At 57.8% G+C, this 19,994-nt stretch carries 14 protein-coding genes; 11 read left to right on the forward strand and 3 right to left on the reverse strand.

Annotated elements, in window-relative coordinates; translation table 11 throughout:
- The first annotated feature begins 58 nt into the window (after positions 1–58).
- The 3 genes from G5533_RS00635 to pbpC all read left to right on the forward strand — a co-directional run bounded on the left by G5533_RS00635 (position 59) and on the right by pbpC (position 8,164).
- Positions 59–718, forward strand: a complete 660-nt coding sequence (locus tag G5533_RS00635; RefSeq protein WP_005333990.1) for a DedA family protein — start codon at positions 59–61, stop codon at positions 716–718.
- Between the two features lie 164 nt (positions 719–882).
- Positions 883–5,766, forward strand: coding sequence for an alpha-2-macroglobulin family protein (locus tag G5533_RS00640; protein WP_441254272.1), 4,884 nt, complete (start codon positions 883–885; stop codon positions 5,764–5,766).
- A 52-nt stretch (positions 5,767–5,818) separates the two neighbouring features.
- Positions 5,819–8,164, forward strand: a complete 2,346-nt coding sequence (pbpC, locus tag G5533_RS00645) for a penicillin-binding protein 1C (protein ID WP_441254423.1) — start codon at positions 5,819–5,821, stop codon at positions 8,162–8,164.
- Positions 8,165–8,590: 426 nt separating this feature from the next.
- Here pbpC and G5533_RS00650 read toward each other — a convergent pair whose 3' ends face one another.
- Complete coding sequence (locus G5533_RS00650) at positions 8,591–9,556, reverse strand: hypothetical protein (protein ID WP_421204692.1); 966 nt, start codon at positions 9,554–9,556, stop codon at positions 8,591–8,593.
- A gap of 177 nt (positions 9,557–9,733) precedes the next feature.
- Between G5533_RS00650 and thiI the strand changes: the two genes are divergently transcribed.
- The gene (gene thiI, locus G5533_RS00655; protein WP_421265391.1) at positions 9,734–11,182 is read left to right on the forward strand and encodes a tRNA uracil 4-sulfurtransferase ThiI; all 1,449 of its coding nucleotides are present in this window, start codon (positions 9,734–9,736) and stop codon (positions 11,180–11,182) included.
- A 72-nt stretch (positions 11,183–11,254) separates the two neighbouring features.
- Here thiI and G5533_RS00660 read toward each other — a convergent pair whose 3' ends face one another.
- Both G5533_RS00660 and G5533_RS00665 read right to left on the reverse strand, forming a co-directional pair.
- Positions 11,255–11,647, reverse strand: coding sequence for a hypothetical protein (locus tag G5533_RS00660; RefSeq protein ID WP_042053183.1), 393 nt, complete (start codon positions 11,645–11,647; stop codon positions 11,255–11,257).
- A 99-nt stretch (positions 11,648–11,746) separates the two neighbouring features.
- Positions 11,747–12,379: a trimeric intracellular cation channel family protein gene (locus G5533_RS00665; RefSeq protein WP_129503709.1), complete on the reverse strand. Its 633-nt coding sequence runs from the start codon at positions 12,377–12,379 to the stop codon at positions 11,747–11,749.
- A 382-nt stretch (positions 12,380–12,761) separates the two neighbouring features.
- Here G5533_RS00665 and flaA point away from each other — a divergent pair, with 382 nt between their 5' ends.
- The 7 genes from flaA (at position 12,762) to G5533_RS00700 (ending at position 19,921) form a co-directional block, all read left to right on the forward strand.
- Complete coding sequence (flaA, locus tag G5533_RS00670; protein ID WP_129503710.1) at positions 12,762–13,673, forward strand: flagellin A; 912 nt, start codon at positions 12,762–12,764, stop codon at positions 13,671–13,673.
- A gap of 579 nt (positions 13,674–14,252) precedes the next feature.
- The gene (flaB, locus tag G5533_RS00675; protein WP_129503711.1) at positions 14,253–15,158 is read left to right on the forward strand and encodes a flagellin B; all 906 of its coding nucleotides are present in this window, start codon (positions 14,253–14,255) and stop codon (positions 15,156–15,158) included.
- A 33-nt stretch (positions 15,159–15,191) separates the two neighbouring features.
- Positions 15,192–15,632 (forward strand): flagellar protein FlaG, encoded by a 441-nt coding sequence (locus G5533_RS00680; RefSeq protein WP_129503712.1) that lies wholly within the window; start codon positions 15,192–15,194, stop codon positions 15,630–15,632.
- 26 nt (positions 15,633–15,658) lie between these two features.
- Positions 15,659–17,077 carry a flagellar filament capping protein FliD gene (gene fliD / locus G5533_RS00685; protein ID WP_216954022.1) on the forward strand — a complete coding sequence of 473 codons (1,419 nt, stop codon included), beginning with the start codon at positions 15,659–15,661 and terminating at the stop codon, positions 17,075–17,077.
- A gap of 25 nt (positions 17,078–17,102) precedes the next feature.
- Positions 17,103–17,525, forward strand: a complete 423-nt coding sequence (gene fliS, locus G5533_RS00690; RefSeq protein ID WP_005346697.1) for a flagellar export chaperone FliS — start codon at positions 17,103–17,105, stop codon at positions 17,523–17,525.
- On the forward strand, positions 17,522–17,830 hold the full coding sequence (locus G5533_RS00695) for a hypothetical protein (protein ID WP_129503714.1): 309 nt from the start codon (positions 17,522–17,524) through the stop codon (positions 17,828–17,830). The genes fliS and G5533_RS00695 overlap by 4 nt, the downstream gene beginning before the upstream one ends.
- Positions 17,831–17,836: 6 nt before the next feature.
- A complete protein-coding gene (locus G5533_RS00700) occupies positions 17,837–19,921 on the forward strand; it encodes a motility associated factor glycosyltransferase family protein (protein WP_421173043.1) in 2,085 nt (694 codons plus the stop codon).
- Positions 19,922–19,994: the final 73 nt, after the last annotated feature.

The raw sequence follows: 19,994 nt of genomic DNA on the forward strand, positions 1-19,994 counted from the left end.
GGATGGGTGCTATAACCCCTGCCTCGTTCATGATGAACCGTGTAGTAGGGAGAGTGACATGCTGGATATGCTGATGGCCATTTGGCATCAGGATTTTGACGCCCTGGTTCAGATGCAGGCGGTACCCCTGCTGATCAGTTGCCTGATGCTGGTACTGCTGCTGGAGTCCGCATTCGTCTTCCTGCCCCTGCCGGGGGACAGCCTGGTACTGCTGGCCGGTGGATTGGTGGGCATGGGGGTGTTTGGCCCTGAAGTAACACTTATTTATCTGCCGTTGGCTGCTGGCATAGGTTCTGTGCTCGCCTATTGGCAGGGACGGGCCCTGCAGCGTACCCGCTTTATGGATCATATCGAGCGGATGCTGCCTCCCGACAGCCTGCCCAAGGCGACCCGGCTGCTGAAAAAGTACGGTTTTCTGGCGATGTTCTCCTCCCGTTTTATCCCGTTCGTGCGGGTACTGACCCCCATGCTGATGGGGATTGGCCGCCTGAGCGTGCTGCGGATGTGCGTGGCCAGCTTTGCCAGTGCCTTTATGTGGGCGCTCTGCCTCAGTTTGGTGGGCAAGCTGGCGATGAATACCCCCTTCTTTCTCCACCACAGCGAACTGTTGACCCGGGCCCTGCTGATTACCTCGCTGGTGCTGTTTCTGGCGGCCGTCATGGCCATCCTGTTTCGCTGGTTCAAAGGCGGAGCAAAAAACGAGACCAGCCACGACTAGATGACAACCCTTGCCGCACTGGATCAGTGGGCAAGGGGGTTATCGTGCTGCAGGGGGGGGAATTGTGCCCATTCGGGTAATGAGCTTTGTGTCGGGTGCGCAGGATGCCTTATCCTGTTTCCAGCCACGCTGCGTTTGCAGCGCTCCAACTCGGGATGGAACCTATGCGCCTCTTCGACTCTCCCTCTGCTTCTCACCGCTCTACCGCTGAAACCGGCGCTCTGCGCCGCCGCTGGTCAACCCTGCTGCTTTGCGGGGTGGTCGGTTTGCTGTCTGGTTGCGGCCCTGACAAGCCCGCCAGCCAAGTACCGACCACAGAATCTACAGCGCAGCAGGAGGCCGGGGCGCCAACTTCTGTAGTGCAGGCCAATGCCCGCCAATATCGCGATGCGCCGGCACTGGCGCTGGTCTTCTCCGGCCCCCTGGCGCCGAAGGCAAACTGGCAGAGCTGGCTCGGGGTCAGTGAGGGGGGCAAGCAGGTGCAGGGGGAGTGGATCCTCGCCGACGATGGTCGCACCCTCTATTTCCCGAATGTGCAGCCCGACAAAAGTTACGAGGTGAGCCTCAAGGCGGGGCTGGGCCCATCCCCCCAGAGCTGGACCCTCAAGACCCGGCCGCTGGAGGCGGGGGCTTCGTTTACCGCCAGCGGCATGGTATTGCCGCTGCGTCAGGAACTTCGCTTGCCCATCAGCGCGGTCAATGTGGATGAGGTCAATATCGACTTTTTTCGGGTCGATGCGGAATACCTGCCCCGTTTTCTGGCGGAATATCGCCCCGGTTCCGGCATGGGCAACTGGGAGCTTGAACAGATCACCAAGCGGGCCAAGCGGTTGTTCAGCGGCCGCTATGCGCTGGAGCTCGATGCCAACCGGCGCGAGACCCGCCTTATCAATGTGAAGGAGCCGCAGCTGGCGGAGGCTGGCGTCTACTTTGCTGTGATGTCCCCCCTTGGCAACTACGACTGGCGCAAGGAGACCACCTACTTCGCGGTGAGCGACATGGGGCTCAGTGCCCGCCGTTACCGCGATCAGCTGGAGGTGTTCGTGAGCTCCTTGGCCAGCGCCGACCCGCTCAAGGATGTGCAGCTCTCCCTGCTCGACGAGAAGGGCAACCGGCTGCAGGTGCAAACCACTGATCCGCAGGGCCATCGTCGCTTCGATCAGGTGCAGGGGGCTCGCCTGCTGCTGGCCGAGCAGGGCAACCATCTGGCGGTGCTGCGTCTCGATGGGGCTGCGCTCGATCTCTCCACCTTCGATCTCGGCACCCAGCCTTGGCAGGCCCAACAGCTCTATCTGTTCAGCGGGCGCGATCTCTATCGCCCCGGCGAGCGGCTCGACAGCGAGATCCTGCTCAAGGGGCAGGATGGCCAGCTGCTGCCCGGCATGGCGGTGGAGCTGGAGGTGAAGCAGCCGGACGGTCAATTGCTCGAACAGAAACGGCTGCTACCTGATAGCCTTGGCGCCGCCCACTACGGCCTGCGTCTGCCGGACGATGCGCCGCTCGGGCGCTGGACCATCAACCTCAAGACCGCCGCCGGCAGCCGCTTCGAGTGGCCTTTCCTGGTGGAGGAGTTTTTGCCGGAACGGCTGAAACTGCAGCTTGGCAAGGGGCCGGATGGGGAAGTGACGAGTCTGGACGCCTCCCTCACCCTGCCGCTGCAAGGGGACTATCTCTACGGTGCACCGGCGAGCGCCACCAAGGCGAAGGCGGAGGTAAAGATCAGCCGCGCCACCATGCCCTTTACCCAGTGGCAGGAGTTCACGCTGGGTGACGTGCTGCTTGCCGAGCAGGCCAAGGATCTCGAGCCTCTCAATCTCACCCTCGATGCGCAGGGGCAGGGGACTTTTTCGTTAGCTGATGAGCTCGATGGGGTGCGCGGTCTCGGGCCGTTGGAGGTGGCCTATCGGGTGTCGCTCTCCGAGCCCGGTGGCCGCGCCGTCAATCGCAGCCGCACCCAGTATGGCTGGCCCGCAGGCAGCCAGTGGCCGGCCCTCAAGGCCGATTTCGTGGCGGATCGGGTGGAAGGGGGCAAGCCGCTCCCCTTCCAGATCCTCAACCTCGATGACAAGGGCCAGCCGGTGGCGGGGGCGGTGAAAGTGCGTCTTATCAACGAGTACCGCGACTACTACTGGCACTACGCCGATGGCGAGGGGTGGAAGTACGAGTTCAACAGCCAGCCCTATCTGGAGCAGGAGCAAACCCTGCAGCTGGATGGCAAGGGGCCGACCCCGCTCACGCTGCAACTCGCCGCGGGCTGGTATCGATTGGAGGTGGAGAACAGTCAGGGCCATCAATCGAGCCTGCGGGTGGAGATCGGCAGCTACGCCTGGGGCGGCGGTGGCGAGCAGGCGCGGCCCGACAAGATTGCCATCACCCTCGACAAGCGCGCCTATCAGGCGGGCGACAAGGCCAAAGTGACGCTGGTGGCCCCGCGCCCCGGCAAGGGGTTGCTTATTGTGGAAGATGGCGACGGCCTGCGCTGGTGGCAGCGTATCGAGCTCAAGGGGGCCGGTGGCGATGCCAAGGATGCCCGCGGCGAGTTCGAGATCCCGGTCAGCCCCGAGTGGCAGCGTCATGATCTGCACATTTCGGCCCAGATCGCCGCACCAGACAGCGCCTCCAAACCGGTCAGCAGCCAGCAGGGGCAGAGCCTGCGCTCGGTCGGTCTGGTGCCGCTCACCCTGGATCGGGAAGCGCGCCGTCTGCCGCTTACCCTGAGCGCGCCGGACAAAGCCGTGCCGCTTACCCGGCTGGAAGTGACCGCAACCTCCACCCCCAATAGCCAAGGCCGTGTGGTACTGGCGGCGGTGGATCGGGGCGTGCTCAATATCAGCGATTATCAGCAGCTCGATCCGTTCGAGATCTTCTTTGGTCGCAAGCGCTTCTCCCAAGATTTGTTCGACAACTACGGCCAGGTGATCCCGCCGCAGGATGGCAAGCTGGCCCGCCTCAACTACGGGGGCGATCGGGCGCCGCTGAAAAAGGGTGGCGCGCTGGAGAGCCGGGTCGAGATAGCCGCACTGTGGAGCGGCGAGGTGAGTTTTGACCAGCAGGGTAAAGCGGTGATCCCGCTCGACTTGACCAACTTCAACGGCGAACTGGCGCTGATGGCGCTGGCCTGGAACGAACAGCAAGTGGGTGAGGCCGAGCGCGCCGTCAAGGTGGTGGCGCCCTTGGTGGCCGAGATCGGCTGGCCGCGCTTTGGCGCCAGAGGCGATGAGACCCGGGCATTGGTGCAGTTGCGCAACATGAGCGGCGAAGATCAGACCCTCTCCCTTGCCTGGACCCTCAATGGCGGGCTCAAGGCAAATGGCGAGCTGCCCGGCACCCTGTCCCTTAAAAATGGCGAAGAGCAGTGGTTGACCCTGCCGCTCACCGTGACCGGGGCGAGGGGTGTGGCAAGCCTGCAGTTGGCGGCTAGCGGCAAGGATTTTGCCATCAGCCGCGACTGGTCTCTGCCGCTGCGCTCCCCTTGGCCAGCCGAGACTCGCCAGCGTTACCAGATGTTGGCCCCCGGCCAACAGATGAGCTTTGCGCCAGCTGAGCTGGCCGGTCTGGATCGCGCCAACCTGCAGGGGCTGCTCAGCCTCTCCGGCACTCCCCCCTGGGATCCGGCAGCCCAGTGGCAGGCGCTGGCCGATTACCCCTACGCCTGTCTGGAGCAGACCTTGTCCCGTGCCTGGCCCTATCTGCTGACCACGGCAGATGAGCGCATCGCTTGGAGCAAACCCGCAGAGGGCAAGAAAGCAGCGAGCGAGGCGGATGTGCAACGCGCCCTGCTACAGCGGCTGCAGCGGTTGCAACTGCCAAGCGGTGGCTTTGGCCTGTGGGATGGTCGCTCCGACGAGGAGCAGTGGCTCACCGCCTATGCCGCTGACTATCTGCTGGCGCGCAAGGAGGCGGGTGACGCAGTGCCGGAGGCCATGCTCAATCAGGCTTTGAACCGGCTGCAAAGCTATCTCACCGACAGTCAGTATGGTGAGCGCTGGAGCAGTGCCCCCGAGCACAGCCGGCTGGCCTATCAGGCCTACAGTGCCTATGTGCTGGCCCGGGTTGGCAAGGCACCGCTCGCTACCCTGCGTCTTATCTGGGAGCAGCAGGCCGATCACGCCCGTTCCGGTTTGCCGCTGCTCCACCTCTCGCTGGCCCTCTCGGCCATGGGGGATGAGCAGAACGCCGCCAAGGCCCTCAGCCGGGCATTGGCGACCGAGCGCGGTGATGACTATCTCGGGGATTACGGCTCACCGCTGCGCGATGAAGCTCTTGAGCTCTCCTTGCTGCGCCAGCACAAGCTGGCTGTGGAGCGCTGGCCGGCCCTCAGTGCCAAGGTGGCAGATACCCTGGCTCACCGTCAGTGGCTCAGCACTCAGGAGCGGCTCGCCCTGCTGCGACTCGCCCGCTTCGATCCGGCCGCAGACTGGCAGGCCAAGGTAACTTCCTCTCTTGGCAGTGGATCCCTGAGCGGTTCGGCTCCGCTGCAGCAGGGCGCCCCCGAGGCGCTGGCGGCGAGCTCCGTCACCAACGAGGGCAGGGGGGCCCTCTATGTGCAGCGTACTCTGGTAGGTTACCCCGAACAGGCTCCGGCACGGATCAGCAAGGGGATGAGCGTGACCCGTAGCTGGTTCAATAGCGACGGTCAGCCGTTTGATCCCGCCAAGGTGAAGGTGGGCGATCTGGTGGTGGTGCGGCTCAACGTCAGCAGTGAGTCGGCGGTGCCCGATGCCCTGCTGGTGGAGATGGTGCCCGCCGGCTTCGAGCTGGAGAACCCAGCCCTTGGCAACAGCATCAAGCTGGAAGAGCTCTCCATCGAGGGGAAACCGGCGTGGCAGAGCGAGTGGAACGACTATCTCAAGCATCAGGAGTTTCGCGATGACCGCTACACGGCTGCGCTGGATCTGAGCGAGGGGAGCAACCAGCAACTGGTCTACCTGATGCGGGCGGTGACGCCGGGTCGCTATCAGGTGCCGCCGACCCAGGTGGAGGATATGTACCGCCCCGAGCTGCGTGCCGTGGGTGAGGATATCCATGAGGTGATCATCTCTGAGTAATGTTCCCTCCCTTGAGCGGGTTCGCCCGCTCACTTTCTGGCAGCGTGGTTGGCTGAAATTGGGTCGCACTGGCCACGCTTGCTGGCGCTGGCTTGGTCGTTTGCCACGCTGGCTGCTCTTCTCAGTGCTGGGCGTTGTCGCACTGCTCCTGTCATTACTGGCGCTGGATCGACTCTTCCCGCCGCCGCCACTCGACCCTGCCTACGCACGGGTGGTGCTCGACATGAAGGGGCGGCCGCTGCGCGCCTTTGCCGATACCAGCGGCGTGTGGCGCTATCCCGTGACCCTGGAGCAGGTCTCCCCCCGCTATATCGAGGCGCTGCTGGGCTACGAGGATCGCTACTTCTGGCGTCATCCCGGGGTCAATCCGGTGGCCATGGTGCGCGGGGTCTGGCAGTGGCTGCGCTATGGGCGGGCTGTATCGGGCGGCTCGACCCTTACCATGCAGGTGGCGCGTCTTATCGAGCCCTACCACAGGAGCGTGCCCGGCAAGCTGCGCCAGATGGCCCGCGCGCTGCAGCTGGAGTGGCACTATGACAAGCGCACCCTGCTCACCGTCTACCTCAATCGGGCGCCGTTTGGCGGCAATCTGGAGGGGGTGCAGGCGGCAAGTTTTGCCTATCTCGGCAAGAGTGCGGCCAAGCTGACCTATGCCGAGGCGGCGTTGTTGGCGGTGTTGCCGCAGGCTCCCAGCCGCAACCGGCCGGACCGCCATCCCGAGCGGGCCCGCACCGCCCGTGACAAGGTGATGCAGCGACTGGTAGCGCAGGGCGTCTGGCCCGAACAGGCGTGGCTGGAGGGACGCATCGAGCCGGTGCTGGCCCGCGGTCACTTCACGCCAATGGAGGCGCCGCTCTTTGCCCGCCTTGCCGCCGATAATCAGGCCGGGGCGCTGGTGCACACCACCATAGACGGCGATCTGCAGCGCTGGCTGGAGGGGCGGGTGGCGAGCTATATCCGTCGCTTCCCCGAGCAGACCTCAGCGGCGTTGCTGTTGGTAGATAACAAAACCATGGCGGTGCGCGCCTATGTGGGCAGCGCCGAGTATGGCAATCTGCGTCGCCACGGTTACCTCGACATGGTGCAGGCGATCCGCTCCCCCGGCTCTACCCTCAAGCCCTTCATCTACGGTTTGGCGATGGACGAGGGGCTGGTGCATTCGGCCTCCTTGCTCTCCGATGCGCCAAGGCTGGGCTCGGAGTACCGCCCCGCCAACTTTTCCGGTGCCTTTCAGGGGCCGGTGACCCTGGCCCAGGCGCTGCAGCAATCCCTCAACGTGCCGGCGGTGCAGGTGCTGGAGGCGCTGGGGCCGGACAAACTGGTCAGCCGCCTCGACAACGCCGGGGTGAGACTGGCGCTCTCCGACAAACCCAATCCTGCCATCGCGCTGGGGGCGGCGGGCATTCGGCTCGAACAGCTGGTGGCGCTCTACAGCTCGCTGACCCGGCAGGGGCAGGTGGCGATGCCGGTCTGGCTGGCGGGGCAGCAGGCGGTGTCACGCCCCTTGCTGAGCCCGGGCGCGGCCTGGATCATCTGGCAGATATTGAGTGCCCAGGGGCGCGCGGATCAGCCCTTTGCCAGTGAGGCGACCGGCCGGGTTAACCGACTGGCCTGGAAGACCGGCACCAGCTACGGCTATCGCGACAGCTGGGCCATGGGGGTCTCCGGTCGCTGGACTATCGGCATCTGGCTTGGGCGCCCCGACGGCACCCCTTTGCCCGGTTTTTACGGCCAGAGCGCAGCGGTGCCGCTGCTGCTCTCGGTCTACTCACGGCTGGCTGACAACAGCTCTCTGCCGGCACAACCCAACACGGTGAGCGAAGCCGAGATCTGCTGGCCGCTGGGGCGCAAAATGAGCTCGACCCTGCCTGAGGCCTGCTTGCAGCGTCAGAGCGCCTGGTTGCTGGAAGAGCGCGATCCCCCCACCTTGCCGGATCCCATGGATTGGCCCTCGCCGCTGCGTCAAGTTGCATTGACCGCCGCGGGCAAGCCGACTCTGACCCGTTGCCCCGATGCGGCACAATCCGGTTTTCGGGCGCTCTGGCCATTGTCGCTGGAGCCGTGGCGGTCCCCCGGCGAGCGACGGCAGGCGCTGCTGGCCAGCGGTTGTGCAGGGGAAGGGCAGAGTGCCGAGCTGCAGGCTCCCATTCGCATCGTGGCGCTGGGGGAGGGCAACCTTATCCGCAGCCAGCGCTATCGGTTGCAGCCCAAGGTGCTCGGTGGTGTCGGCAAGCCGGCCTGGTTTCTCAACGGCCAGCGACTGCGCTGGGACGGGGATCAGGTGCTGAGTATGGCGGGTCGTTATCAGCTGGTGGTGGTCGATGAAGCGGGTAACAGCGATCGTATCGAGTTTCGTGTGGTGCATCCTGACAGTGATGCCAGCACCATCACCCGTTGATCGTTTTGCCGACAGCCATTGAGGTGAATGTAATTAACCATTTGAAATGCATCAATATTTGATTGGATGAATTAATTTGTGAATAATTACGAGTTCATTCAAATCCAATCGGGAGTTCTCTTTTGCTGCGTGTTCTGTGTCCCTTGCTGGTGCTGATTAGTTCGGGTTGTGCCACAACCAATCATGGTGATCACCATGTTTCTCCTGAACGAACCGGGTTCTATTCACCTTTCGAACCTGCTTCCGAGAGTTTTGCGCGTTGCTATCAGAAACAGTTTGCCTGTACCCCTGCCAATATCCGCCGCGACAGGGCGATGGAGGCGCGCAGGCAGGCGCAAGAGCGGGCCAATCACCGGGGTGATGATTGGTAGGCCGCAGAAAACGAGAGGGGTTGGCAGATGCCAACCCCTTTCTCATTCCGCCAATTCAGCCCGGTTGGCGCAGATGACCGAGCCGGGTGAAGAAGTGCTGGCTCTTGCGCTGGTGAAAGTGGCTCTTCTTGATGGGATGGAAGATAAGGTTGCTTTCGGGGTGGCTCGCTTTTAACTGGTGGAGCATGGCTACGGCGGGCAGGCTGGTGCTGACCAGGGTGGTGAGTGGTATGCTGAGGGTCTCGGGCCCCAGCAGTTGATTGAGCCCTTGCTGAGCCTGCTCAAAGCGGGTCAGGGCCGCCGGGTCGGCATAGCCGCTACCCAGCATGGCGAGCAGGTTGTCGATGGCCAGATGAAATTCGGCCAGCTGTTGGCGAAAGCCGCTGCGCCCGCGCAGGGCAATCAGCTCTGCCAACGGAATGTCGGCCAGGTGAGTGGGCACTTGCAACGGGATCTCGAGGTGGAAGCAATCCTGGCCGCCGCGATTGTGGTAGCGGGATTCGAGCAGGTGGAGCAGGCGGTCCAGATAGTCGTGATCGGTAATAAGCGCCCCGTCATTGGCGAGTGCCCACTCACGGGCAAGACGCATGGAGAGCAGGTTGGCAAAGCGCCGCGCCATTCTGATCCCCCCTTCATCCCGGGTCGCAAAGCTGTGAGTCAGGCAAAAGCCGTGCAGCCGCTCCAGCCCCGCCTGTTCCGGGCAGAAGCAGTCGTGGTTGGCCTCCTGACGCCAGCGACCAATCAGCTCCTTGTTGCCAAACACCTTGTGGCGGACGAAATCGGGGGCCACCAGGCCGCTTATCTGGCACTCCAGTTGCGGGGTAATGGCGGCAAAGAAGGCGGCATCGGGCCGCTCGGCCAGCAGGTCGGTCTGCTGTTGAAGGGTATCGAGCAGGGCGGTGAGCCCGCTCTTTTCGCTGACGGTGAAGACAAAGGCAAGCCGCTCCAGATAGAGCAGGGCAAATTTGAGCCAGAGCTCGTCGCGTACCTCCATGCCGGGGTAGTAGATATAGGTCTTCATCGGATCAGTCTGTTGTCAAAAATCTGGCGAGGCGCAGGGTCGGGAATATACGCAAGATTCGCGCTGCACGGCAAACACTGTATGGGGTAATGTGAGCAAACGCTCATCCAGTAGGCGCTGGCCACAAAGTTCTGATATAATTCGCGCCCTTAAATCAAGGTCACCCGAGTCATTACCATGAAGTTCATTATCAAGCTGTTCCCGGAAATCACCATCAAGAGCAAGTCGGTTCGCCAGCGCTTTATCAAGATCCTGCAGGGCAATATCCGCAATGTCCTGCGCCGCTTCGACGACGATGCCCGCGTACGGATGGATTGGGACAAGCTGATCGTGAGCTCCCGCAATGACCAGTTCCGCGAGCAGGCAATCGAAGCCCTGGCCTGCATTCCCGGCATTCAGGCCTTCCTCGAGGTACAAGCCAGCAAGTTTACCGATCTGCACGACATCTTCGAGCAGGTGAAAGCCGTTTGGGGCGACCAGCTCAAGGGCAAAACCTTCTGCGTGCGCGCCAAGCGCCACGGCAAGCATGAGTTCTCCTCCCTCGAGGTTGAGCGCTATGTGGGCGGTGGACTGAACCAGCACTGCGAAAGCAATGGTGTGCGCCTCAAGAACCCGGATGTGAAGATCAACCTCGAGATCGACGGCGAGGAGCTCTTTATCGTCAGTGCTATTCATCAGGGCCTGAGCGGCATGCCCATCGCGACCCAGGAAGATGTGCTGAGTCTGCTCTCCGGCGGTTTTGACTCCGGTGTGGCTTCGTTCCAGTTCATCAAGCGCGGCTGCCGGGTGCACTACTGCTTCTTCAATCTGGGCGGTGCGGCCCACGAGATCGGCGTCAAGCAGGTGGCCTATCACCTGTGGAACCGCTTCGGTTCATCCCACCGGGTACGTTTCACTGCTGTGGACTTCGAGCCGGTGGTCGCCGAGATCCTCGAGAAGATCGACAACGGTCAGATGGGCGTGGTGCTCAAGCGGATGATGATGCGTGCTGCCGCCAAGGTGGCCGATGAATTCCAGATCCCGGCGCTGGTGACCGGTGAGTGTGTGGGTCAGGTATCCAGCCAGACTCTCACCAACCTGAACGTGATCGACCGGGTGACCGACAAGGTGATCCTGCGCCCGCTTATCACCTGGGACAAGCCGGATATCATCAGTGAAGCCCGCCGCATCGGCACCCTGGAGTTCGCCGAGACCATGCCGGAGTATTGTGGGGTCATCTCCAAAAAGCCGACTGTGAAGGCCGAGCTCTCCCGCATTGAAGAGGAAGAGGCCAATTTTGACTTCTCCATTCTGGACAAGGTGGTCTCCGAGGCCCGTTACCTTGACATTCGTCGCATTGGTGAAGAGACCGCCGCCGAGGTGCAGGAAGTGGAGACTACCGCCGAGAGCGGTGACAACGAGGTGATCCTCGATATCCGCTCCATGGACGAGCACGACGAGAAGCCATTGCTGGTGGAAGGGCGTGAGGTCATGCATATCCCCTTCTTCAAGCTGGCTACCGCCTTTGGCGATCTGCCCAAGGAGAAGACCTACCTGCTCTACTGCGATCGCGGCGTGATGAGCAAGCTGCAGGCGCTTTACCTGAAAGAGAAAGGCTTTGCCAACGTCAAAGTTTACCGTCCGTAATTTGACGCTCAATCTCCCATAAAAAATCCGGCCAATGTGCCGGATTTTTGTTTTATAGCTCGGAGCTTGGATTTATGGACAGGGAACGGGAGTGAAGGAGTGCTCCCCCAGGCAACGCCAACCCATTTCCGCTCCCCTCATTTGCCAAAGGTTATCGCTGCGATAGAGAGTCAGGATATAGAGCATGTCGTTCTTGCTGCCATCGAGGGCAACCGAGAGTACCAGATCATTATCCAGTTGCTGTGCATGGATGCGACTGGGGATGTCGCTATGACCGACAAAACGAAGTGCTACCTCACGGTAGTCATTGACCCATTTCTGATGTAGCTCGTTCGCCTGACGTATCTGCTGGTTGAACTGCTGCACTGGCGCCGATGCCAGTCGTCCAAAAACGGCTTGTGCTTCGGCATGTGCTGCTGTCACGTTCGCAAGGAGGAGAGTGGTAAGCATACCGATTTTGTGCATGAGAATATCCGGCTAACAACGACTGCTTCTATGACAACAGAAAAGCCCATTTGGTTCAACGCACAACCCACAGAGCCATATTCCACTGCGGGTGTGCTTTCAGTTGCGTTGCAGCGAGAAGGTTGGTAGCGACAGGTGCCAGTAGATAGCAGCTACCCGCAAACCGAACACGGCTGTCATACAGATGAGCATGGCGGTTACTCTGTCCATGTTCGCCTCCAGTGCCAGGGTGTAGAGGATTCCGCCCAAAATGCAGGCTGTTGCATAGATCTCTTTTTGCAACACCATAGGCACTTCCCTAGCCAGTACATCACGGATCATACCGCCTGCTACCCCGGTCATGGTCCCCATCAGCACGGCGATCAGTCCCGGGGTACCGAAGTTGAGGGCTTTTTGCGCCCCAATCACCGTAAAGAGGGCCAACCCGAAGGCATCCGCGACGGGCAGTACATACCAGGGCATTCTGCGGGGCAGTTTGACCATCCACATACCGATCAGCGCCGTTGCAATGACCACCCAGATATAGAGAGGATCGCGAACCCAGAACACCGGGGTTGCTCCTAGGATCATGTCGCGGATGGTACCACCGCCGATGGCGGTGACTGCCGCCAAAACCATGACGCCAAATCCGTCCATTCTGAGCCGGCCCGCCACCAGAACCCCTGAAAACGCGAATACCGCAGTACCAAACATATCGCTGATGTAAACAATCTGCTCAACCAGTGTCTGCATGGAAAACAACTCACGCCAAATTGTTGATGGGGCCGCGATTTTAGGGGCTGGAGAGCCCAATCGCCAACTGTGCTCGACAAAATTGAGAGTCGACACCGCTTTTTTCTCGCATCATGGACAAGGAGGGGCTCGAGTGTGCCTGTTTACCTCCTTGTTGGAGGAGGGGCGCGATGAGTTTCTGCCACGTTTTAGTGGGCGTTTTTTTCCTTAAGTTTATCCCCGACCTGTCGATATATAGGGTAAGCGGCGTTAACGTGATGAAGCGTTGAAAAAAATGCTAAAGACATCGAAAAACGGGCCGTTAAATAAGACGCATCGGGCACAGAAAATAATAAAGCCAGAGCAAATAGAAGAGTAAATTTAATAGCTTAGGAGAATAGTCATGGGCCTTTATATCAACACTAACGTTTCATCACTCAACGCTCAGCGTAACCTGATGAACACGACCAAATCACTGGATACATCCTACACTCGACTGGCATCCGGTCTGCGTATCAACAGCGCCAAAGACGATGCCGCCGGCCTGCAAATTGCCAACCGTTTGACCTCCCAGATCAACGGTCTGGATCAAGGTAATCGTAATGCCAATGACGGTATCTCTGTTGCCCAAACTGCCGAAGGGGCAATGGATGAAATTACTTCCATGCTGCAACGGATGCGTACGCTGGCTCAACAGTCAGCCAACGGCTCCAACAACACAGATGACCGTACCGCGCTGCAGCAAGAGTACACTCAGCTGATGACTGAGATCGACCGGGTAGCCAAAGATACCACCTTCGGTGGCCAGAACCTGCTCAATGGCGGCTATGTGGGCACCTTCCAGGTGGGGGCAGACGCAGGGCAGACCATCACCTTCCGGATGACGACCGCCTTTACTATCTCGGGCATGGCCTCTGCCACCAGTGGTAGTGCGACAGTGGCAACCACGACCTCGGGCGAGCCGTATAACATCACGAAGACAGCAGGAACGCCGGTCACATCTACCAGTATGTCGACCATTACAGCTGCAAGCTCGGCCCAGTCGGCTATGGCCAACCTGGATTACATGATAAAGGTGGTGGACAGCAAGCGTGCTGAATTGGGGGCGGTACAAAACCGGTTTGACTCGACCATTCGCAACCAGGCGAACGTCTCCGAAAACGTTAGTGCTGCACGCTCACGTATCCGTGATGCAGACTTCGCCACCGAGACTGCAAACTTGACCAAGCAGAATATCTTGCAACAGGCCGCATCAACCATACTGGCCCAGGCGAACCAGCGCCCCCAGTCAGCTCTTTCGCTGCTGCAAGGCTAACAAAAGAAAACAGGGCGGTTGTTCAGGCCGCCCTGGTCAAGAGATGGAACAAAGGGGTGTTCGGTTCGCACTCTGTTCTATCGGGAGAGATATAATTCTCTACTAGTAATGCCAAGTGTTGTCCAGCTGTTCAGTTCTGTCACGCTTGGTCATATTCTCCTGAGCATATGCTCATCTTTAGGCCGGTTTACCGGCCTCTTTTTATTGTGTCGTCAAATCGACGTCACTCTACCCAACCTAAGCACAAATCGTGCCACAAAAATAATCCTGTCACACCATCCTGCAACCCCTCTATTACGTCTTGCACTATGTTTGCCATCTCGCTTTCCTTGCCATGTACCGGAGAAAAATTGCCGCGTTAGGCAACAATTTTCCTAAAGCTTGCCTCTGCACTGCCGTTAAACAAAGTGAAGCAATCGAGGGGTGTTCGGAATCCAACGTTTGCACTACTGCGGGTGACCTGTCCGTTCAAACAGACACCCGCCAGAAGACTCAGGCTCGTTCAACCTGTTCTTCTAACGGTGGGACGCCGCTTTGACGGCGCAACCCGCAGTCGCATGTTCTTCGGGAGAATATTTTATGGCCATGTATATCAACACGAATACTTCATCACTGAACGCCCAGCGTAACCTGATGAATACCAACAAGTCTCTGGATACCTCTTACACCAGACTGGCATCGGGACTTCGTATCAACACTGCCAAAGATGATGCTGCCGGTTTGCAGATCTCCAACCGTTTGACTTCCCAGATCAACGGTTTGGATCAAGGTAACCGCAACGCCAACGATGGTATCTCGGTTGCTCAAACGGCTGAAGGGGCCATGGATGAAGTGACCAGTATGCTGCAGCGTATGCGCACGCTGGCACAGCAATCTGCTAACGGTTCCAACAACACCGATGACCGTACTGCATTGCAGCAAGAGTTTGACCAACTGACTACAGAGATCAACCGTATCTCCAACGACACCACTTTCGGTGGCCAGAAGCTGCTGGATGGCAACTACAAGGGGTCGTTCCAGGTGGGGGCGGATGCTGGTCAGACTATCACCTTCAAGATGACTTCCGCCTTTACCATCAGTGGGATTGCGGCATCAACCAAGGGAAGCGCGACCGTTGCTACCAGTGCCTCTGGCGAGCCCTATACCGTGACCAAGGGAACATCTGCAGTAACCTCTACCAGCGTCAGCAGCATCAGCTCTGCCAGCGCCGCCCAGCTGGCCATGGCCAACCTTGATTTCATGATCAAGGCGGTAGACAGCAAGCGGGCAGAGCTGGGTGCGGTGCAGAACCGGTTTGACTCCACCATTCGCAACCAGTCCAACGTCTCTGAAAACCTGAGTGCAGCACGTTCTCGTATTCGTGACGCAGACTTTGCAACCGAGACCGCTAATCTGACCAAGCAGAACATTCTGCAACAGGCTGCTTCCAGCATCCTGGCTCAAGCCAACCAAAGACCGCAATCAGCCCTGTCCCTGCTGGGTTAACAGGCTGTGATGAGATAAAAAAGGAGCGACGATATGGCCAATGAAATTGGAATTCCGTCATCGGTCACTCCTTCTTCTCTTCAGTCAAGTAGCAAGAGCGGCCAGTCGGCCGCTCAAGTGCTATCTGGCACAGCAGAAGAGCAGCGGGGGACGGCAAAGGACATGGAAAAGCAACAGGGGCTGCCTGAGCAGGAGAGGGCTGGCAAGCCGAAGATTTCAGACAAGGAAATTGAGAAAGGGGTACAAAACTTGCAAGAGTTCAGTCAGTTGCAAGGATGGACCGTCAATTTCAGTGTTGAAAAGGAACTGGAGCAGGTTGTTATCAAGGTTATGGATGCCGATACCAAATCAATGATCCGTCAGATACCAAGCGAAGAGTTGCTGGCTATCAGCAAACGAATCCAGGCTCTGCGCGAAGGTGATGTGATTGGCGGTGGCTCTCGAGTCGGGTTATTGCTTGATAAAGAGATTTAATAGTTACGTTTGCGAGGAGAGTGAGTATGGCTACTATTACGTCTGCTGGTGCGGGCTCTGGACTGGACTTGGAGTCTGTCATCGCTGCAAGCGTTGATGCCAAAAAGGCGCAGCTGTTGCAGCCAATTACCACCAAAAAGACCAACGCCCAGATCACTCTCTCAGGGGTAGGCCAGCTGAAGTCAGCGATCGCGACTTTTGTCACCACTCTGCAGGCTATGTCAAAGGATGACGCGTTTAACAAACGTGCGATAAACATCACCCAGGATAAAGATAATCCGGTTCTCAAGGTGGAGAGCAAGAGTGGCGCTTCCAACGGGCAATATGACATCAGTGTCGAAAAATTGGCGAAGACCAGCAAATTTGAAGGTAGTTTCGCCTCTTCGACCACGCCCATGATCACTCAAGATGGCACCCTGACATTCAAGGCAGGTGACAAGACCTTTGATGTGGATGTTAAAGCAGGGGATTCACTCCAGTCCATTCGCAAGCGGATCAACAATGATAGTGACAACTTTGGTCTTAGCGTCAATATCATGAATACCTCCGATGGCAAGGCGGCCCTTGTGATTGACTCCGGTGTCAGTGGAACAGGTAAAGATCTGCAGATAACCGGCAGTACACCTGAACTGACTGACAATTTCATCTCCAAGCTGACCCAGAAGCAACAAGCCCGTGATGCCGAGATAAGCGTGGATGGCAATAAATTGACCAGTGCGACCAACACCTTTGATGGCACCATTGTGGGTCTCAAGATTACGGTGTTGAAAGAGTCGGAGAGCACCACTACCACGAACCCGAGTGATGGTACCGTGACGACCACTTACAAGCCAAACAGAGTGGATGTGACGACAGACAAGGCTGGCATCAAGACCATGGTGCAGAGCTTCATCGATGGCTATAACGCTCTGGTGAAGAAGAGCACCGATCTGGGCAAACGCAGCTCTATCGTGGCCGGTGTCAGCCAGAATGATGGTGGAGCCCTGGCGGGGGATGCGACGACCAAGGCTGTGACCAACCTGATGAGTGGCACCGTCACCGAGCCTTCTAACAACTCTTCGACCTTCTCTACCATCTTTCAGTTGGGGGTCAAGATGGACAACAAGGGAGTGCTCTCACTTGATTCGACGAAATTCGATGAAGCGGTCGAGAAGAACTTCGACCAGGTAGTGGCTGTATTTGGTGGCAAGGACGGTGTTGCTGGCAAGTTGGCCAGCCAGCTTGAGACCTACTCCAAGACAGGGGGACTGCTTGCCAAGCGGGAAGAGACACTCAATTCTGATCTGCGTGATGTCAACCGCAAACAAGCAGATGTCGCGGCGCAGCTCACCAAGTATGAAGAGACGTTGAGGGCACGCTACGGCAGTCTGGATACCTTGCTGGCCAAGATGAACAAATCTGCCTCCTATCTCAACCTGCTCAATACCAACAACAAAACCAGTTAATTTGTAGTCAGGAGCTGAGTCTCGTATGTATCGAAAAACGATCAAGGCCTATACAACCCAGAGTTTGCAGTCTGAGCTGGCAGTGGCGGATCCCTATCGCGTGATCCAGTTATTGATGCAAGGGTGTCTCGAACGTCTCGCTCAGGCTCGCGGTGCAGTCGAGCGTCGCGATTTCGAGGGTAAGTCCCAATCTATCTCCAAGACGCTGGCCATTATCAATGGTCTGCAAGATTCACTTGATCTCTCTTATGGCAAGGTCCCCGAAGACCTGTTCGCACTTTATGACTATATGAAAGTGCGCATGATGGATGCCAGCCGTGACATGGATGTAGGCGCCATTGATGAAGTGATGAACCTGATGCTGACGGTCAAGAGCGGTTGGGATGCCATCCCTGTCGATGAGCGAGACAAGGCGCTGGCACAGCAAAAGGTAGGCAGACCGGCATGAATGAGGTCAATAGTACTTCTGTGTCTGCCTTGATGAGACAGGGCGAGCAGTTGCAGTCTCTACTGGTGCAAGGTGAGCTGGTTGCAGCAGAACAGCTGGCTGAACTTTATCTGCATGCTCTGGAAGAGGTATTCGGGTCACTGCCTTGGGGAGAGACTCTCAATGTGGAACAGCGGCAGGCACTGATGCAGTTCCAGCTTATTTATGATTGGGTGGGTCAGGAAAAGCAGCAGGCTGAAGCACAATTACGACAATTCTCCCAGGCCGGACGTGCATCCGGTCTTTACAAGCTGAATGCAGGTTAGTCTGACATGGATATCCATCACAAGATTCATGATGTAGAAAGTGAACTGGCACGCCTGGCTCTGCAAAAGCAGCAGGAGGCCGCCATGCTGGAAGTACTCCCCGTTCGTTATGAACTCAATATGGCTGCGTTTGCCAAATACATGCCCGCCATTCATGACTTTTTCAAGGAGTACCAGCCTGCCAGGCCTTTTCGTTTCTTCTGTAATGAAAACGGCGTTCCCAATATTCTGTGGCTCGACGAGGGTATCTCGCTTTATGGGGATGATCCATTTAGCGAGGTTCAGTCGCAGATTGCCGAGGTCATTGAACACAGTGTCTTGCAGTGCATCGATTTTGTGCCCCAGTGGTATATCGATGGCCAAATCCATATCAAATACAACAATGAAATCTCCAAATTAAAAGAGAAGTCAGCTCTGGAAGGGTTGCGTCTAAAGGCAGCATTACATACCGATATTCCTCTGGCACTGATGTATGGCATTGGTTTGGGCTACCAGCTCGGTTGCTTGTATGAACAGTGCAAGATCAAGAATCTGTTTGCTTTCGAGCCTGATCTTGACATGTTTTACGCCTCGCTCTTCTGTTTTGATTGGCATCAGCTGCTCGCCTACATGGAGGAGGAGTCGATCAGTCTGCACCTCTTTATCGGTGTTGACGAGCGATTGCTGGTCGCTGACATGATGGAGGCGCTGCATCGCAAGGGGGCATTCTGGTCGGCAAGCTATTTCTCGTTCTGTCATTACCATTCCCCCAAGCTGCACGCCTTGATAACACAGGTGGAAAGGGAGTTCTATCTGCTCAAAACGGGGTGGGGGTTCTTTGATGACAACATCTATGCACTTGCCCATAGCCACACCCATCTGCAAGACGGCACCCCCTTTCTGAAACGGTGGCGCGATAGCCGTGCCTTCGAGCAGATCCCTGTCTTTGTGGTTGGCAATGGCCCCTCGCTGGATCAGAGCATCGAGTTCATCCGGCAGCATCAGCAGCAGGCAATCATTATCGCCTGCGGTACTGCGGTCAGTGCACTCTACAAAGCTGGCGTAAAACCGGATATCTACGTTGCAGTGGAGCGCACCAAGAGCTCAGCCGATTTTCTGAGCATTCTCAATGCCGATGACTTTATCAAGGACACCGTGTTTCTGAGCGTTGATGTCATTCACCCTGAATGCAAGCGCTTCTTTCGTAAAACAGGGTTGGCGTTCAAGCCCAACGAGCCGATGTTCTCCATGCTGATTAGCGCGTTTGGTCAGGCATTTGAGTACGATACCATTGAATTTTCCAACCCGTTCGTCGGCAATACCGGCCTCAATTATGCGGCCTTGCTTGGTTTCAAGCAGGTGTATTTGTTTGGTATCGACAATGGCTATAAAACAGCCGGACAGCATCACTCCAGCCTGAGTCTCTATTACAACGACAAGCAAGAGGCGAAATACGAGGAAAATTTAAAGGATACTTTCCCGGCACCGGGTAACTTTGGTGACGAAGTGCGTATCAATCATCTGTTTGGGCTAGCCATTCACAATATGGCCAGTGTATTGCGTGATTATCCCGAGATGCAGTGCGTCAACAGTAGTGACGGCGCTTATATAGAAGGGGCAATCCCTCGTCGTGTTGAATCGTTGCAACCTGAATGGCCGGTACTCGACAAAATCCCGCTCATGGATGAAGTGATGGCCACTTGTTTCCAGTCCTTTGACATGAGCAGCGTTGATTTCGCTGCTGCATTGCAGGTGCCGCTGTTCGTTGAGCTGGTAGACAAGTTGCGCGATGACTGGCGCCAGGTAGCCTGTGAACACAATGCGGTATTGGCCATGATGCAACGCCATCACGACTATCTGCTCTATCTGCTGATGAGCCGCGAATCACATCTCTATCGTGTGTTGATTGGTTCAATTAACTATTTCTACGCCAATATCATCAGCCTAATGATGGCGCAGGTGACAGCAGAACCCGAGGTGCTGGCGGGCAAGATAAAAGAGGCGCAGGCAATTCTGGAGTTATTCTTCGAGGATAGCAAAGTGATGTATGCCGATGCGTTCGATGGCCATGATACCACCTATTTTACCGGCCTGGATGTGTTCAAGCGCTAGTCCTTGAATCGGATGGGGATGACTCTGTTCATCTCCATTCCCTAACAGTATGATATAGAAGTATTTAATCCTT

Origin of the sequence: Aeromonas sp. A600620 (assembly GCF_029479985.1) — a bacterium.
In the GTDB taxonomy this organism is placed as follows: Bacteria; Pseudomonadota; Gammaproteobacteria; order Enterobacterales; family Aeromonadaceae; genus Aeromonas; species Aeromonas veronii_A.

Bases quoted from the DNA above. Each gene is read 5' to 3' on its own strand.
- G5533_RS00700 (WP_421173043.1), top strand. From the start codon at position 17,837: ATGGATATCCATCACAAGATTCATGATGTAGAAAGTGAACTGGCACGC.
- thiI (WP_421265391.1), top strand. From the start codon at position 9,734: ATGAAGTTCATTATCAAGCTGTTCCCGGAAATCACCATCAAGAGCAAG.
- G5533_RS00640 (WP_441254272.1), top strand. From the start codon at position 883: ATGCGCCTCTTCGACTCTCCCTCTGCTTCTCACCGCTCTACCGCTGAA.
- G5533_RS00695 (WP_129503714.1), top strand. From the start codon at position 17,522: ATGAATGAGGTCAATAGTACTTCTGTGTCTGCCTTGATGAGACAGGGC.
- G5533_RS00635 (WP_005333990.1), top strand. From the start codon at position 59: ATGCTGGATATGCTGATGGCCATTTGGCATCAGGATTTTGACGCCCTG.
- G5533_RS00650 (WP_421204692.1), bottom strand. From the start codon at position 9,556: ATGAAGACCTATATCTACTACCCCGGCATGGAGGTACGCGACGAGCTC.
- G5533_RS00680 (WP_129503712.1), top strand. From the start codon at position 15,192: ATGGCCAATGAAATTGGAATTCCGTCATCGGTCACTCCTTCTTCTCTT.
- G5533_RS00665 (WP_129503709.1), bottom strand. From the start codon at position 12,379: ATGCAGACACTGGTTGAGCAGATTGTTTACATCAGCGATATGTTTGGT.
- G5533_RS00660 (WP_042053183.1), bottom strand. From the start codon at position 11,647: ATGCACAAAATCGGTATGCTTACCACTCTCCTCCTTGCGAACGTGACA.
- flaB (WP_129503711.1), top strand. From the start codon at position 14,253: ATGGCCATGTATATCAACACGAATACTTCATCACTGAACGCCCAGCGT.
- flaA (WP_129503710.1), top strand. From the start codon at position 12,762: ATGGGCCTTTATATCAACACTAACGTTTCATCACTCAACGCTCAGCGT.
- fliS (WP_005346697.1), top strand. From the start codon at position 17,103: ATGTATCGAAAAACGATCAAGGCCTATACAACCCAGAGTTTGCAGTCT.
- fliD (WP_216954022.1), top strand. From the start codon at position 15,659: ATGGCTACTATTACGTCTGCTGGTGCGGGCTCTGGACTGGACTTGGAG.